A 15,526-nucleotide genomic window follows, 5' to 3' on the forward strand; every position below is an offset into this window, starting at 1 on the left:
CCTGGCCTGCAGACCAGAGGAGGCTTGACTTCCTTCTGCGGGATACGTTATTACCATCAATAAATATCGAAGGCATTTTATAGTCACTATTTATACAACGCTTTTCCCCCGGATCGCGTCAAGGAACATCAATCGTCCTCCGACAACTTCACCGACCACCCCTGCCGCCGGCCACAGCCATGGGCAGCGGCCCATCCGTGAATGGAAGCCCTTCGGCAATGACCTCTGAAATGGCCAGCAAAAGAAAAGTGATTTTCGGCAGTCCCTTCCATGTCGTGGCCTTTGCCTGCAGTACGGCGGTCATGCTGTTCATCATTCTGCCCCTGCTTCAGATGGTGGCCGGCCCCGCCCCCGCCGATCTGTGGGAGACGTTGAAAGATCGGGAGGTGCTGTCCTCCCTGTGGCTGTCCGTGTACACCGCGGCCATCGCCGCGCTGATCTCCTTTCTGGTCGGCACACCCCTGGCATATCTGCTGGCCCGCAGGGATTTTTTCGGCAAGAAACTGGTGGAGAGCATCATCGATCTGCCCATTGTCATTCCCCATCCGGTGGTGGGCATCGCCATTCTCAGCCTGCTGGGCCGGGGCCAGCCCCTCGGCCGGATCCTGAGCAGCCTCGGAGTACGCATCATGGGCAGCGCCACCGGTATCATCGTCGTGCTGACCTTTGTCGGCCTGCCCTTCTACCTCAATGCCGCCAAGGCCGGCTTCGAGAGCGTTCCGCTGCGATTGGAAAAGGTTTCCCGCAGCCTCGGCGCAGGCCCTGCGGCCACCTTTTGTCGAGTAACCTTTCCCCTGTGCTGGCGACACATGCTGAGCGGCGTCATCATGTGCGCTGCCCGGGCAGTGAGCGAATTCGGCGCCGTGGTCATTGTCGCCTATCATCCCATGATTGCTCCGGTCCTGATGTATGAGCGGTTTACCGCCTACGGCCTCAAATATTCCCAGCCGGTCGGCGTCTGGCTGATCCTGGTCTGCCTGTCGCTGTTCCTTGCGCTGCGACTGGTTTCGCTACCGATCCGGGGGAACCATGATCCAGCTTGACCAGTTGTCCGTCAAACTGCCGGGCTTCCGATTGCACCCCATCTCCCTGACCGTGGAGCAGGGTGAGTTCTTCGTCCTGCTCGGGCCGACCGGTTCGGGAAAAACCGTGATCCTCGAATCCATTGCCGGCCTGGTTCGCATCAGCGGCGGCCAGGTCCGGGTGGCCGGACAAGACCTCACCCACCTGCCTCCCGAGCAGCGGCAGATCGGCATCGTCTACCAGGACAACGCGCTTTTCCCCCATCTTACGGTCATGGAAAACATCCGCTACGGTTTGCGTTATGTCAGGCAGGATCCGAAGCAGGCCGATGAACGGGTCGAGCACCTGATCTCACTCCTTGGCCTGCGGCATCTGGTCCGGCGGCGACCGCTGAATCTCAGCGGCGGCGAAAAACAGCGGGTCTGCCTGGCGCGGGCCCTGAGCATCCACCCCTCGGTACTGCTTCTGGATGAACCCCTGTCGGCCCTGGACCCCAACTTCCGTGAGGACATTCGCCGCGTCCTGAAACAACTGCACGCCGAATTCGGCATCACCTTCATGATGGTGACCCACGACTTCAACGAGGCCCTGTACCTGGCCGACCGCATCGGCATCATCCGGCAGGGAGCCATGGAGCAGATCGGCAGCGCCGAGGATATTTTCCTGCGCCCGGACAATCCCTTCGTCGCCGAATTCGTCGGCATGAAAAACATGTTCTCCGGCTGCATCGCCGACGGCGCTTTTGTCTTCGGCGGCCTGCATTATCCCCTCCCCGAACAGCCTGCACAGCCATGGACGGTGCTGGCGGTGCGTCCGGAGGATATCATATTGCGCCGCGATCCCGGTTTTGCCGGCAACATCGTTCACTATCCCGGCGTCATTGAGCAGATCATGCCGACGGGACTAGGGCATGAAATCGGCGTGCGTTGCCTTGACGCCAGGTTCAGGGCCCTGCTGGATCGCCGGACCTTGCAGGAACAGGGCTTCGGCGAAGGAGACCGCGTCTATCTGGGTTTTGAAGCCAAAGTGGCACGACTGTTTTAACTTTCGCCGGCCCCGCCGCCCGTCGGTGGCGAGGATGTCGGCACTATCGCCGGAAAGGATGGCTTGGCATGCTGAAACGGGCAGGTTGGATTTTGGGGATGGCCGGATTGCTGCTGTGCTGCATGACTCTCACGGCAGAGGTGCAGGCTGCCCCCAAGGGCAAACTCATCATCTTTCACGCCGGCAGCCTGACGGTGCCCTTCGCCGCCATGGAAAAGGATTTCGAGGCACGCTATCCGGACGTGGATGTGCAACGGGAAGCGGGCGGCAGCACCCGCATGGCCCGTCTCATTTCCGAGGTCGGCAAACCGGCGGACCTGCTGGCGTCCGCCGATTTCCAGGTCATCGACCAGAGCCTGATGCCTCATTTGGCCGATTTCAATATCCGCTTTGCCACCAACGAAATCGTGCTGACCTACAGCGACCGCAGCAAATTCGCCGCCGAGATCAACCGGGACAACTGGTTCGACATCCTCGGCCGGCCCGGCGTGGCCTGGGGACACTCCGACCCCAACGTCGATCCCGGCGGCTATCGCAGCCTGATGGTGATTCAGTTGGCGGAAAAATATTACCGCCGCCCCGGCCTTTATCGAAAGCTCCTGGCCAACCGCCCCATGGCCAACCTGCGCGACAAGGCCGCCAGCCTGACCTTCATGGTGCAGAACGGCGACCTGGATTACGCCTGGAGCTATCGTTCCCTGGCCCTGCAGCACAAGCTCAAGTTCATCAGCCTCGACGACAACATCAACCTGGCCAACGTTGCCCATGACGCCTTCTACCACCAAGCCCGGGTGCGCGTTTCCGGAGAAAAACCGGGCACCTTCATTGATCGCATCGGGCAGTTCGTGGCTTACGGCATCGCCATGCCCAAAAACGCTCCCAACCGCGAGGCGGCCGAAGCCTTTCTGGCCTATCTGCTGGATCCGGAGGGCGGCCAGAAGATTCTCCGCCAGTACGGTCAACCGCCCTTCGATCCCCCGTTCGTACCGACCCGGGCCATGCACCAAAAACTGCCGAAAAGCATCCAGCCGCGGGTGGTGGTCAAGTAATGATGTTCTGAGATGGGCTGACCCGTTCGGTATACATCCGTCCGGAAATCCCGATTCTTGAAAGGCGCGGCCACGATGCGGCTGTCGATACGTTTACGCCGGCAGCCATCTGTTTGATCTCTTTCGACGAATTTCCAATCATGATTGCGAAGGAGGATTGCCATGCGTCCCTACAAAGAAAACCCTTTTTTCCTTCTATACATACTATTATTTATCATGGCCGGCGCCATCGGAGTCGGGGCCGCCGATCTTTCCTCAGTAACGGTCAAGGCCGCATCGTTGGTTCCCGGAGAGACAACACGTTATATTATAAAATTTATGACCGAGGAACCGCTGGACTTATCCAAAGGGACGCGTATAACCATTGAGCTTCCCAAGGGTTTTAATATAAAACAGGATCATATCATGTCTGCCGATCCTGGCTGCACTTTGGCCAAATTGGAGTATAAAAACCCAGGGGACCGATTTTATTCCGTGGTTCGAGGCGCAACCAGCATCAAAAAAACCTTCATACTTCGTGCAATACAGTCTGTCATACCGCCCCATACCGATCTTTTTCTGACCCTGCCCGGTGTCGTCAACGCTCCCGTTACAGGCCGCTATCTTTTGAACCTGATGGTACAGGATGACCGTGGTGTCGGATATCAAGGTGCCGGCCAATTCATCCTGGGTTTGCCACCAACGGCTGCGCCCCAACAGGTGCAGCTGGTGGAGGCTTCATCCCATGAAATAAGGCTGGCATGGGATCCCGTGCCGAAGGCTACCCGTTACCGTGTTCTATTTTCCTCCCAACCCGCCGGCCACTTTATCAGTGCCATGGATCTGGCCAGAGAACCGTATCCGGGCGAAGATTGGGCCCTTACCGACACGACCCACGGTTTTAGGGGGCGCGGCAACGGCGGTCTTGTACCGGGGAGGACGTATTTTTTCAAAGTACAGGCGGGGAATGAGACAGGTTTTGGGCCGTCTTCAAAAATACTCCCTGTTACATTGCCGGAAATCAAGCCCATCAAGGACCTGCCGGGGGGCAAACAGACAAAAACCCTCATTTTACCCGGCAACATCCTTTTCATCAGGCTGGACCAGCCGGTGAGGATTGCCGATCAGGACGCCATTAAGGTTTATGAAAAAAGTTCCGGAGTTAACGTTAGAAACGTACATGTCATGGTGGACGAGATCGACAACAATAAAATCCGGATAAGTACCAAGGCTCCAGCCGGTCAAGAATATCTGGTGGTTTTTTATGAAGGCGCACTGGAGAGCCTGATCAAGCCCAATGTCGTCAATAATACTTTTGGCTGGACGGCTATGGTTGCGGATGGCGAATAGGAGGCTTGTAAAATGAAAAATTTATACAACTTACTCATATTGCCACCACTTTTCGTTTTGCTGGCGTTAATAAGCTTTCCCGTGATAGCGGCTTATAAAGCGCACGTTAGCACCCAGGACTCGATGTTGTTTGTGGATGAGTATCCACAGGCCAAAGGCACGAAACTGGACAACTGTTTTTTGTGCCACACCGGTGGTGAAGTGAAGGATAGATATCTTAATGATTGTGATTATTGCCATGCGGTATACGGATACCGAGCCCCCCATCCGCCGGGCAGCCTTGAAAAGACCCTGAATGCTTACGGAGCGGCCTATCTTGAGGCCGGTAGAAACGCGGAGGCCTTCAGAATTATTGCCGGAATTGATTCAGACGGAGACGGCTTCAGCAATGAGGAGGAAATAAAGGACGGCTCCCTTCCCGGGGACAAGAACGACAATCCGGCGACCCAAGAAGCACCGGCCGTGATCTACAATAGAACCAAACTCAACCGCCTGCCGCGCACCAACCAGTTCATGGCGTTTGATACCGCCAAATTCGGTGATTATTATGCTGTCTATTCCGGGGTGAAGGTTTGGGATCTTTTGCTGGATGCAGGGGTCTTGGAAACGGCCACGGACATTACAATCTACTCAATCAGCGGTTACAGTCGTAACTTTCCCATAAATGAAATCAAGCAAGGCTTTGACCAAGGAAAATTCTTCTCGCGGTATCCATGGATTAAACACCCTGCCGAAGTGCCCTTCAAGGACGGACGGCCCATACCGGGCAAGCAGTTTTTTATCGTAGCCTTTGAGCGGGATGGTTTTCCTTTGCTGGAAGGCAAAATGAAGGCTGACGACAAAGGCCATTACCACATGTACGGCGAAGGTCCCTATCGTTTCATATCGCCATCACTGCAGCCGATCGTCCCTGATCGGTCACAATGGAGTATTGACCGGGACGAACCGCCCTATCCCTTCAATCCCGACAGGCCGGTTCCTAAAAACGCCGACTACTGCATTAAGTCCATTGTCGCCATTCAGGTCAACACCGCGGACAATAAATCATTTCGTTATAACTGGTCCGAAAAGCAGCTTCAAATGGCTGCAAACGGCGAACTGGTCGTGTACGGTGCCATCCGGCCCCGTGAATTGGGGCGAAACCGGTTTTCTTGGGTACAGAATTGACCCCCTGATGACCCCGGCCATGCAGCCCTTCGTGCACCAACGAATCGTCACCATCAACGATACTGATTTATTCGGTGTCGTTTATTACCTCAACTACCTGCAGTGGTGTGCCGAGGCGAGGGAACTGTTCGCTTTCAGGTTCGTGGAGGGTTTTCCCGAACAACACTTGATTGCCGTGGTGGATATGACACCAGGTTTTTCACTCCGGCGCGATTGAAGGACGAGATTGCCATCCGGATCCACCTGGATTTTACGGAACGAAAAACTACCCATCACATGTTTTTCGACGTGCGCCGGGTGTCCGACGACAAGCAGCTTGCTGCTCATCGGCAGACCCTGGTTTTCACCACCCTGAAAGGAAAAATCATCAAATTGCCCCGCCAGGCCGTGGATTTGATTGAGCGCTGCCGACCCCGCTCATAATCGCGGTCCAACATGGACATCATTGAACAATCAACCTCCCCCCCTTCCATTGCGAGAGAACAAGGCCATGTCCGAGCTGCAACCGGCATGGCCTTGCAACCTCTGTCAGACTTTCACTTCCTCCGCGGAGGGCTTGGTGCGTTGGTGCGGCCCGCACAGCCTCACCGGCATATCAAGCCAATGTCCGAATCCGGCGAGTATTCCCTGCCTGATCCTGCTACAATGACCCCATGAAACAGCTCGATGAGGATATCTGCTACAAAGCCCTTTTGGCTCGCGATCGACGATTCGACGGCCGGTTTTTTACCGCCGTCCTGACCACGGGAATCTTCTGCCGGCCGATCTGCCCCGCCATCACCCCCAAGCGCGAAAATGTGCGCTTTTTCCCTACCGCCGAGGCGGCGATGGCCCACGGCTTCCGCCCCTGCCTGCGTTGCCGACCGGAGGTCACGCCGGGCCATCCCGCCGCTGCCGGGATCCATGCCACGGTGCGTCGCGCGGTGCAACTCATCGAGGATGGGGCCCTGGACAGGGGTTCCATTGAGGATCTGGCCGCCCGCCTCGGCATCGGCAGCCGCCACTTGCGTCGTCTCTTCAAGGAACATACCGGCGTCACCCCCCGGGAGCATGTCCGGGCGCGTCGACTGCTGCGCGCCCGGCAGTTGATCGCGGACAGCAACCTGAGCATGTGCGAAATCGCCGCGGTAGCCGGGTTCCGCAGCCTGCGCCGTTTCAATGCTGCGATGAAAACCGCTTACGGTCACGCGCCGACGGCCTTTCGGCGCGGCTTGCGATCCCCGCGGCCCGCTTCGGTTCCGGCCTCACCCGGACCGGCGGTTGGTCGTGAGGACCTGGTGCTGCGTCTTGGCGCCCGGCCGCCCTTCGATGCGACCTATCTGCTCTCTTTCTTTCGGGAGCGCGCCATTCCGGGACTGGAACAGGTGGGACCGGATTGGTATTGCCGGGGTTTTCGGCTCGGCGATGCCGTCGGACTGATGCACTGCCGGTTTACCCGGGACGGCAGGGGGGTCGAAATCGGCCTGCGCGGAGCGGTCTGCGAGAAGCTTCTCGAAATCAGCGGACGGGTGCGCCGCCTGTTCGATCTGGATTCCGATATCGCGGCGATAAACGCCCTGCTGGCCGATGATCCTCTGCTCCTTCCGTTGATCGAAAAACGGCCGGGGTTGCGGGTGCCGGGCTGCTGGGACCGGTTCGAGCTCGCCGTACGGGCGGTGCTGGGGCAACAGGTTTCGGTAGCGGCGGCGCGCACCCTGGCCGGGCGCTTGGTCATGCGCCACGGGGAACCGTTGCCGGCGGCACTGATCGCCGACTGCGCGGTCACCCATCTGTTCCCCACCGCCGACAGTCTGATGAATCTGGATCTGCAGCCCATCGGGCTCACCGGACGACGCGCCCGCACCCTGTCCGGAGTGGTCGCCCTGTTTGCCGCTTTCCGCGCCCACGATCCCGTCGACGCATCGTTGCTCGCCGATCTCGCCGCGATCTCCGGGATCGGGCCGTGGACCCTGCATTATTTCGCCCTGCGGGGACTGGGCGAGCCGGATGCCTTTCCGGCGGCCGACCTCGGCCTCCTCAAGGCCTCCGCCCGCGGCGGCGGACCGGACAAGGCCGGGCTGCTGGAAGAGCACTCGCAACGCTGGCGACCCTGGCGGGCCTATGCTGCGCAATATCTGTGGTCGTCACTGGGAGACTGATGATGAAAAAGAGTGCTAGCGAGGCCACCCGCATCGACATCGCCTGGTACGCAAGCCCCATCGGTGCCTTGATTCTTGCCTCTGTTGGAGGAAAACTGGTGCATCTGGATTTTGAGGGCAATGAAAAGCGTCTGCGAACCATCCAGAACCGTCGCCTCAAGGGTATTGATTGGCGGCAAAACGGGGCGATGGCGGCCCCGATCATCCGCTGGCTCGATGCCTATTTCTCCGGCGAGATGCAAGCTTTGCCGATGACGGATGTGAAGTTGCGCGGCACCGATTTCCAGCAACAGGTCTGGCGGGCGCTGCTCGCCATTCCCTGCGGGGAATGCCGGTCTTATAGCGGGCTGGCGGCCGATCTCGGTCACCCAGGAGCCGCGCGGGCGGTGGCACGGGCCAACGCCCTCAATCCGATAGCGATCATCGTGCCATGCCATCGCGTGATCGGATCGGACGGCAAACTGACCGGTTACGCCGGTGGTTTGGACCGCAAACGATGGCTACTCGACCACGAAGCAGGGATTCGCATTGCCGATGAGCGTACCGGCAGGGATGTTTCCTGCCGGCCTGCATAACGGGACCTTTCAGGTCGAGGGGGCATGGCGTCGGATCATGGCAACTTATTGAATATTCCAAAAAACATAAATTATCCCCAAAATCCCACTTATCCTCCTATTTTTGCAGGCAAAAGCATCGATTAGTCAACAGTTCGCCTACCTTGCCTCGGAGCGTATGGCCTGCCGATAAACGGCAGGCCATTTGTCCATTCATGTCCCGGATCACGGATTGGGTCGTGCCACATGCAATATGTTCCACCGCCAAGCCCGGGCAAGTGGGATCGCGCGCCATCCCCACGACTGCTGAAAGGACACGGGGGATTTATGATTGACATTATAATATCATTTATGACATTATAATGTTCAGTTCGGCTTTCGGCCACCACAACTGCCCGGGGAAAACAACCAACCCAAGAATCTGCACCCCGTGTCGACCTCACCGCCGACATGACCGAATCTCCCGGCAAGACCGTTCCCATCCTGCGCCCACTTCGTCCTCCGCACCGCGGACTCAACGAAACCCGCATGATTCCGGTCTTTTTTTCAGGAATCGTAAGGGTTTTTCGTATTCGGCGCCAACGGCATGCGGCCGCCCCATGCTTCGGTTCCGATCTGTTTGCCATGTCATACGCCGTTCGTATCGACTTGGTTGCCGGGCCCGAACGTTAAACCAGCCTCCCTGACATGAAAACAACTTCAAAAAATGCATGTCCGCATGCCGTGGATGAATTATGGACCTACCCTTGATTGACTGGAATGAGATCTGGCGGAAACAGCAACCGCGAACCTTCGATGAAGAACGCAACCGGAGTTACTGGAACAAACGCGCCAAGACCTTCAGCCGACCGGAAAATGTCAGCCCTTATGTAGACCGGTTTCTGAACCTGCTGCAGCCCGAACCCCATTGGCGGGTTCTGGATGTCGGCTGTGCCGCCGGGACCCTGGCCGTTCCCCTGGCTTCCCGGGTCTGCCAAGTCACGGGCCTGGATATTTCACCGCACATGCTTGCCGGCCTGCAGGAGACCTGCAGGGCGCAGAACATTCAAAACATTCGTCCCGTCGAGGCGTCCTGGAACGATGACTGGCAGAGCCTGGGCATCGAGCCCCACGAGGTGGTCATCGCCTCACGTTCCGTGATCGTCCCGGACCTGCGCCAGGCCATTGTCAAGCTCAACCGGTTCGCCACCAGCAAGGTCTGCATCTCCATCCCGGTCGGCACCGGACCTTTCGATCCACTGCTATTGCGTGCCATCGGCCGCCCTTGTCGTTGCGGCGCCGATTATATCTGTGTGGTCAACCTGCTTTACCAGATGGGCCTGCGGGCCAGCCTCAATTTCATCACCTACGAGGAAGAGTCCGGCTATCAGGATGAGGCGGAGGCCTTTCGCGCCCACCAACGCCGCTTGGGAGAACTGACGGCCGACGAGGAACAGGCCCTGCGACAATATCTGCGCACCGGCTACATCCGCCGCGATGACCGCTGGCAACGAGCCGAACCCCTGCGGGTCAGTTGGGCGGTCCTGGACTGGTCTCCGGTTCCGGAGGCGCCGGACCGTCTACCCTGAACTTTTTTGCAGTCCTGGAGGGAACCTGATGCACAACGATTCATCCGCAAAACGAAACCGTTCGCCTTTTCTCCTCTGGCCGACCGTACTGCTTTACCTGCTGCCCATCACCGCCGGGGCCTCGCCCTTGGCGACGGAAGGGGTCTTCACTCTCGGCCGGGTGGAAGTCACCGGCGCCCGCGACGAAGACCCGAGAGCGTTGACTACCGAGCAGATCACGGAAGAAGACCTGCGCCGGTTCAACCGCGACGATGTGGCCAAGGCCCTCGAACTGTTGCCGGGCGTGCATTTCACCAAGGTCGGAGCCCGCAATGAAAGCACCGTTTATGTGCGCGGTTTCGATCTGCGGCGCGTGCCGCTGTTTCTGGACGGCATTCCGGTCTACGTGCCTTATGACGGCTATCCCGACCTGCGCCGCTTCACCACTTTCGATCTTTCGCAGGTAACGCTTGCCAAGGGCTTTGCCTCGGTCCTGTACGGCCCCAACACCATGGGCGGCGCCATCAACCTGGTGACCAAGCGGCCGGAGAAGGCCTTTGAGGCCAACCTCGGCGCCGGTTATGCCTCGGGACACACCTACCAGGCCTATTTCAACCTCGGAACCAACCAAAACTGGTGGTATCTGCAGACCGGCGCCAGCCTGTTCAATAGCAGATACTTCCGCCTCTCCGACCATTTCCGGCCGACCGTGGCCGAAGACGGCGGCCGGCGCGAGAACTCTTACCAACGGGATCGCAAGGCCAGCATCAAGATCGGCCTGACACCCCGCGGTGACGATGAATACGCCTTCAGCTATACCTACCAGCACGGTGTCAAGGGGACGCCGCCCTATGCCGGCAGCGATCCCGCGACCACTCCACGCTATTGGCGCTGGCCCTACTGGGACAAGGAAAGCTTCTACTTCAACTCCTTCACCGAACTCGGCATGAAGTCCTACGTCAAGTCGAGGCTCTACTACGATCGCTATAAAAACTCCCTGTTCAGCTACGACGATGCCGACTACGACAGCTTCACCCGCCCCTATGCCTTTCAGAGCGACTACAAGGATCACAGCTATGGCGGCTCCATGGAACTCGGAACCCGGCTGCTGCCGGGCAACGACCTGAAAATGGCCTTCCATTACAAGCGTGACGTCCATCGGGAACACAATTGGCCCAACCCCTACCAACGATTCGAGGATGAAATCTGGTCCATTGGTGTCGAAGACACCCTGGATTTATCCGAAAGATGGCAGTTGGTAACCGGTGTCTCCTATGACTGTCTCCGCACCTTGGCAGCCGAAAACCTGATTGATGGGGCGCTGGTTGATTTCCCCAAGGACCGCGGCGGTGCCTGGAATCCGCAACTCGGCCTGTTTCACAACCTGACCGAGACCGCCACCCTGTACGCCACCGCGGCGCACAAAACCCGCCTGCCGACCATCAAGGACAAATACTCCTATCGTCTGGGACGGGCCATTCCCAATCCGGACCTGCGACCGGAAAAGTCCTGGAATTTCGAATTTGGATACCGGGATCGCTTCCTCCATCGCCTTTCCTTCAATGCCGCCATCTTCTATAGCCGCATCAGCGATTTCATTCTCCTTACCACGATACCGGATCCGGCCAATCCCGGCACCACCACCGGCCAGAACCGCAACGTCGGCAAGGTCGAGCAGTACGGTCTGGAACTGGGACTGAGCGGCAACCTGACCGCGAACCTCGAGGCGGGGCTGAACTATACCCTGTTGGCACGCGACAACCGCAGCAACGACGACAAACTGACCAGCACCCCCAGTCACAAGCTGATGGTCTTTGCGCGCCACCGCCCCCTGTCCTGGCTGAGCGTGCAGGCTGACATGAATTATTACTCCAATTCCTACAGTTCCTCCAACGGAGCACGCATCGCCGGGGAATTCGCCGTGGTCAACACCAAGGTTGAAATCGAGCCGCTGCCGAACCTGATGGTGGAAGCCGGCATCAACAACCTGTTCGACACCAACTACGCTTACGACGAAGGCTACCCGGAACCCGGTATCAACTATTTCACCAACCTCCGCTACCGGTTCTGAACGACGGCTTAGGGGAACGACAAAAACAATGCATCGGAATAAAAAGATATACGCGCTGCTGTTTCAGCTCATGCTGATCGGGATTATGAGCCTGACGCCCCGGACGGGCACGGCCGGAACAGTGACCGCCGGACACGGACCGTCGACCAGGGCCGCGGGGGAAATCAAGCGGGTCTATGGGGCCTCGCCGCCGGCCACCCTGCTTCTTTACGCCATCGATCCGACCCTGATGATCGGTTTGAACTTCCCCCTTCGGGACCGGGAGAAACCGTTCATTCATCCCCATGTCCACACCCTGCCGGTGGTCGGCGGCTATTTCGGCCAGGGCAACACACCCAATCTGGAACTGCTGCTGAAAATTCGGCCGCAACTGGTCGTCAGCGGGCGTACCAACGCCCTGCAGGCCCGGCTTGATGCCCGCCTGCGGCAAATGGGCATTCCGGTTGCGCGCTTCGACCTCGAGCAACTCGCGGATTACCCGCAAATCATCCGCCGCCTCGGCCGGTTGCTGCATCGTTCGCAGCGGGCCGAGCAATTGGCCGCATATGCCGACCGGGTGTTGGCGGACATCCCGCCTCGAACCGCGTCCATACCAGCACAATTGCGCCCCCGGGTCTATTACGCCCAGGGCCCTGACGGCCTGCGAACCGATTGCCACACCTCCTGGCATGCCGAATTGATTGAATTGGCCGGCGGCTACAATGTGCATCGCTGCCAGGCGCGGGACGATTTCGGCATGGAACAGGTCAGCATGGAGCAGGTCCTCATGTACCGGCCCGACATCATCCTGGTCCGCGAAGCCTCCGCCTACCACCGCATCACCACCGCGTCGGCATGGCGCCAGGTTCCGGCCGTGCGCCAGGGGCGGGTGTATCGCATCCCCCAGGTCCCCTTTGACTGGTTCGATCGACCGCCATCCTTCATGCGGATTCTGGGATTGCAATGGACCGCCTCCAAACTGCATCCGCAACGGTTTCGGATCGACCTTGCGGCGGAAACCCGCCAATTCTACCGGCTCTTTCTGCAGGTCGAGATCTCCGACCGACAGATTGCGGACCTGCTCGAATCCGGCGAGGTGCGGCCATGAGCCTTCGCACGGTCCTGCGCCGCTATTGCCCGCAGGGTCTGTTGTTGCTGCTGGCAGCGGCCGCCATCTGGTCACTGACCCTGGGGCGCTATCCCGTCTCGACGGCTGAAACCGTCCGGTTTCTGCTCCACAAGCTGTTCGGATTCGGCACGCCGGAAGCGGTCCAATACCAGCTTTGGCATAATGTGCTGTGGGAGATCCGCGCTCCGCGCATCGCCGCCGCGATCCTCATCGGCTCGGCCCTGGCCACCTCAGGCTCCGCCTTCCAGGCCATGTTCATCAACCCCCTGGTGTCGCCCGGCCTGCTCGGCGTGCTGCCGGGCGCGGCCGCCGGCGCCGCTCTGGGCATGCTGCTTGACCGGGGTTGGGGCACGGTCCAGCTCTGCACCTTTGTCGGCGGCCTGGCCGCCGTGGGCCTGGCCGTAAGCCTGGCGCGCCTCTACCGCGGCGACCGGCTGCTGATGCTGATCCTCGGCGGCATCATCAGCGGCTCCCTGTTCACCTCGCTGCTGTCACTGCTCAAATACCTGGCCGACCCCAACGATCAGTTGCCGGCCATCGTTTACTGGCTGATGGGCGGCCTGTCCCTGGCGGATGCCGAAACAGTGGCCATGGTCGCCCTGCCGATGCTCACGGGTATGGCCGGCATCCTGCTGTTCGCCGGCCATCTCAATGTTTTGAGCATGGGCGACGAAGAAGCCGGCAGCCTTGGTCTCAGGGTGCGGCAGGTGCGTTTCTGGCTGGTCCTGCTGGCGACGGTGATCAGTGCCCTGACGGTGGTCATCGGCGGCCTCATCGGCTGGGTCGGGCTGGTCATTCCCCACAGCGCCCGCATGCTGGTCGGCCCGGACAACCGCCGACTGCTGCCGGTGGCGGCGGTCCTCGGCGGCCTGTTTCTGCTCACCGTCGACAACCTGTCCCGCCTGCTGCTGCAGGTGGAAATTCCCCTGGGGATTCTTACCTCGCTGCTGGGCATTCCCTTTTTTGCCATGGTGCTGAAAAACGCCAGGAAAGGCTGGGGGTGAAACATGCTGCTCGAAGCCCGCGATATCAGTTTCAGCTATGATGACCACCCGGTACTGAACAAGGTTTCCGTGGGGCTGCCGCGTGGCGGCCTGGTTTCCCTGCTCGGCCCCAACGGCTGCGGCAAAACCACCCTTTTGAAGGTTTTGCTGGGCATCTATCCGTTCCGCGGCGGCGAGGTGCGTCTCGACAACCGGCCCCTGCACAACCTGTCGCGCAAAGCCCTGGCGCGGGAAATGGCCTATGTGCCCCAACTGCACCGCGCCGCCTTTGCCTACCAGGTCCTCGATGTGGTGCTCATGGGCCGGTTGCCCCATAAAAGCTTTCTGGCGCCCTTTTCCCGCCGCGACCGGGAGCTGGCCCTGGCCGCCCTTGAGCGACTCGGCATCGCCCATCTGCGGGAGCGGACCTACACCTGCATCAGCGGCGGCGAGCGGCAACTGGTGCTCATCGCCCGAGCCCTGTGCCAGGGAGCGCATACCTTCATTCTCGATGAGCCGGTCACCGGCCTGGATTACGGCAACCAGATCCGGCTGCTGGAACAGCTCTCCAGGCTGGCGTCGGAGGGCTACACCTTCGTCAAATCCACCCATTTCCCCGATCACGCACTGTGGATTTCCAGCCATGTGGTATTGCTCAAGGACGGCCGGGTCATAGCGGAGGGCAAACCGGAGCAAGTCATCAACAAGGACACCCTGTTCCATCTCTATGGTACCGAAGTCGACGTGTGGCCGTTGCTCGAAAATTTTCGCATCTGCGTGCCGGAACGTATTCGGCAACGCTTCTGTAGCTGCCATGACAGTCGGCGGCCGGTTCATTTTTGTGAAACAGGAGGAAAACAATGCTGAAAGTGGAAAATCTGCAATCCACCCTGGAACGCTGCGAGGAGTATCACGGTCATCTCTGCACCGGCCAGATCATGGGGGTGCGAATGGCCAGAAAAGGCCTGGAACTGGTGGCGGCCGAAGACATCAAGGATCTCATCGTCTTCGTTGAAAACGACCGCTGTATTACCGATGCCATCACCATCGCCACCGGCGTGCGCCTGGGCCGACGCAGTCTGAAATTTCTCGATTACGGCAAGATGGCCGCCACCTTCGTCAACCAGCGCACGGGCAAGGCCTGGCGGGTGGCCAGTCGCGGTCACGCGGAACTGCCTCCGGCAGAGGCCAAGGCCAGGGCCCTGAAAGAAGACGATGAAATACTGCTTACCTGGCGGCCGGTCACCGTATCCTTCAACCCGGGCGATCTGCCCGGCCCGCCGGCACGCATTGTCCAATGCGCCCGGTGCGGTGAAACGGTTCTGGATTACCGCGATGTCACTCTGTCGGGAAATACCGCCGAGCCGCTGTGCCGGGCCTGTGGCCACGGCGCCTATTACCGGACCTGCGATACCGCCCCTGCGGCTGCCGAAGTTTAAAGCACCCCACTCCCCACCCGGGCCGCGCCTCCTCGGCCCGACAGCCATCGGGGCTTGACACCCCCGGGCGGCAG

The 15,526-nt window shown here is 59.6% G+C and carries 15 protein-coding genes; all 15 read left to right on the forward strand.

Annotated elements, in window-relative coordinates; genetic code table 11:
• Positions 1 to 230: 230 nt before the first annotated feature.
• The 15 genes from JQN68_RS04070 (at position 231) to JQN68_RS04140 (ending at position 15,452) form a co-directional block, all read left to right on the forward strand.
• Positions 231 to 1,043, forward strand: a complete 813-nt coding sequence (locus tag JQN68_RS04070) for an ABC transporter permease (protein WP_249621024.1) — start codon at positions 231 to 233, stop codon at positions 1,041 to 1,043.
• On the forward strand, positions 1,030 to 2,067 hold the full coding sequence (locus tag JQN68_RS04075) for an ABC transporter ATP-binding protein (RefSeq protein ID WP_225073852.1): 1,038 nt from the start codon (positions 1,030 to 1,032) through the stop codon (positions 2,065 to 2,067). Before JQN68_RS04070 ends, JQN68_RS04075 begins: the two co-directional genes overlap by 14 nt.
• A 68-nt stretch (positions 2,068 to 2,135) precedes the next feature.
• On the forward strand, positions 2,136 to 3,116 hold the full coding sequence (wtpA, locus tag JQN68_RS04080; protein WP_225073851.1) for a tungstate ABC transporter substrate-binding protein WtpA: 981 nt from the start codon (positions 2,136 to 2,138) through the stop codon (positions 3,114 to 3,116).
• Between the two features lie 162 nt (positions 3,117 to 3,278).
• On the forward strand, positions 3,279 to 4,445 hold the full coding sequence (locus JQN68_RS04085) for a fibronectin type III domain-containing protein (protein WP_249621025.1): 1,167 nt from the start codon (positions 3,279 to 3,281) through the stop codon (positions 4,443 to 4,445).
• 12 nt (positions 4,446 to 4,457) lie between these two features.
• Positions 4,458 to 5,612 (forward strand): GEGP motif-containing diheme protein, encoded by a 1,155-nt coding sequence (locus JQN68_RS04090; protein WP_225073270.1) that lies wholly within the window; start codon positions 4,458 to 4,460, stop codon positions 5,610 to 5,612.
• 7 nt (positions 5,613 to 5,619) lie between these two features.
• Positions 5,620 to 5,829: a hotdog family protein gene (locus JQN68_RS04095; protein ID WP_225073269.1), complete on the forward strand. Its 210-nt coding sequence runs from the start codon at positions 5,620 to 5,622 to the stop codon at positions 5,827 to 5,829.
• Complete coding sequence (locus JQN68_RS04100; protein ID WP_225073268.1) at positions 5,826 to 6,035, forward strand: hypothetical protein; 210 nt, start codon at positions 5,826 to 5,828, stop codon at positions 6,033 to 6,035. The genes JQN68_RS04095 and JQN68_RS04100 overlap by 4 nt, the downstream gene beginning before the upstream one ends.
• 230 nt (positions 6,036 to 6,265) lie before the next feature.
• Positions 6,266 to 7,750: a DNA-3-methyladenine glycosylase 2 family protein gene (locus JQN68_RS04105; protein WP_225073267.1), complete on the forward strand. Its 1,485-nt coding sequence runs from the start codon at positions 6,266 to 6,268 to the stop codon at positions 7,748 to 7,750.
• Positions 7,750 to 8,325 (forward strand): methylated-DNA--[protein]-cysteine S-methyltransferase, encoded by a 576-nt coding sequence (locus JQN68_RS14580; RefSeq protein WP_283775383.1) that lies wholly within the window; start codon positions 7,750 to 7,752, stop codon positions 8,323 to 8,325. The genes JQN68_RS04105 and JQN68_RS14580 overlap by 1 nt, the downstream gene beginning before the upstream one ends.
• Before the next feature lie 725 nt (positions 8,326 to 9,050).
• The gene (locus JQN68_RS04115) at positions 9,051 to 9,872 is read left to right on the forward strand and encodes a class I SAM-dependent methyltransferase (RefSeq protein WP_225073266.1); all 822 of its coding nucleotides are present in this window, start codon (positions 9,051 to 9,053) and stop codon (positions 9,870 to 9,872) included.
• Positions 9,873 to 9,900: 28 nt separating this feature from the next.
• Positions 9,901 to 11,922 carry a TonB-dependent receptor plug domain-containing protein gene (locus JQN68_RS04120; protein WP_225073265.1) on the forward strand — a complete coding sequence of 674 codons (2,022 nt, stop codon included), beginning with the start codon at positions 9,901 to 9,903 and terminating at the stop codon, positions 11,920 to 11,922.
• Positions 11,923 to 11,950: 28 nt separating this feature from the next.
• Complete coding sequence (locus JQN68_RS04125; protein ID WP_225073264.1) at positions 11,951 to 13,009, forward strand: ABC transporter substrate-binding protein; 1,059 nt, start codon at positions 11,951 to 11,953, stop codon at positions 13,007 to 13,009.
• Entirely contained in the window at positions 13,006 to 14,034 is a 1,029-nt protein-coding gene (locus JQN68_RS04130) for a FecCD family ABC transporter permease (protein ID WP_225073263.1), read from the forward strand. The genes JQN68_RS04125 and JQN68_RS04130 overlap by 4 nt, the downstream gene beginning before the upstream one ends.
• Positions 14,035 to 14,037: 3 nt before the next feature.
• Complete coding sequence (locus JQN68_RS04135; protein ID WP_225073262.1) at positions 14,038 to 14,880, forward strand: ABC transporter ATP-binding protein; 843 nt, start codon at positions 14,038 to 14,040, stop codon at positions 14,878 to 14,880.
• On the forward strand, positions 14,874 to 15,452 hold the full coding sequence (locus JQN68_RS04140) for an FmdE family protein (RefSeq protein WP_225073261.1): 579 nt from the start codon (positions 14,874 to 14,876) through the stop codon (positions 15,450 to 15,452). The genes JQN68_RS04135 and JQN68_RS04140 overlap by 7 nt, the downstream gene beginning before the upstream one ends.
• The last annotated feature ends 74 nt before the right edge of the window (positions 15,453 to 15,526 follow it).

The organism is Desulfuromonas sp. CSMB_57, assembly GCF_020194955.2.
In the GTDB taxonomy this organism is placed as follows: Bacteria; Desulfobacterota; Desulfuromonadia; order Desulfuromonadales; family Syntrophotaleaceae; genus JAFCIY02.

Excerpts from the sequence above, each read along its gene's own strand:
- JQN68_RS04095 (WP_225073269.1), top strand. The coding sequence starts at position 5,620 with ATGACCCCGGCCATGCAGCCCTTCGTGCACCAACGAATCGTCACCATC.
- JQN68_RS04085 (WP_249621025.1), top strand. The coding sequence starts at position 3,279 with ATGCGTCCCTACAAAGAAAACCCTTTTTTCCTTCTATACATACTATTA.
- JQN68_RS14580 (WP_283775383.1), top strand. The coding sequence starts at position 7,750 with ATGATGAAAAAGAGTGCTAGCGAGGCCACCCGCATCGACATCGCCTGG.
- JQN68_RS04130 (WP_225073263.1), top strand. The coding sequence starts at position 13,006 with ATGAGCCTTCGCACGGTCCTGCGCCGCTATTGCCCGCAGGGTCTGTTG.
- JQN68_RS04125 (WP_225073264.1), top strand. The coding sequence starts at position 11,951 with ATGCATCGGAATAAAAAGATATACGCGCTGCTGTTTCAGCTCATGCTG.
- JQN68_RS04135 (WP_225073262.1), top strand. The coding sequence starts at position 14,038 with ATGCTGCTCGAAGCCCGCGATATCAGTTTCAGCTATGATGACCACCCG.
- JQN68_RS04105 (WP_225073267.1), top strand. The coding sequence starts at position 6,266 with ATGAAACAGCTCGATGAGGATATCTGCTACAAAGCCCTTTTGGCTCGC.
- JQN68_RS04070 (WP_249621024.1), top strand. The coding sequence starts at position 231 with ATGGCCAGCAAAAGAAAAGTGATTTTCGGCAGTCCCTTCCATGTCGTG.
- JQN68_RS04090 (WP_225073270.1), top strand. The coding sequence starts at position 4,458 with ATGAAAAATTTATACAACTTACTCATATTGCCACCACTTTTCGTTTTG.
- JQN68_RS04120 (WP_225073265.1), top strand. The coding sequence starts at position 9,901 with ATGCACAACGATTCATCCGCAAAACGAAACCGTTCGCCTTTTCTCCTC.
- JQN68_RS04075 (WP_225073852.1), top strand. The coding sequence starts at position 1,030 with ATGATCCAGCTTGACCAGTTGTCCGTCAAACTGCCGGGCTTCCGATTG.
- JQN68_RS04140 (WP_225073261.1), top strand. The coding sequence starts at position 14,874 with ATGCTGAAAGTGGAAAATCTGCAATCCACCCTGGAACGCTGCGAGGAG.
- wtpA (WP_225073851.1), top strand. The coding sequence starts at position 2,136 with ATGCTGAAACGGGCAGGTTGGATTTTGGGGATGGCCGGATTGCTGCTG.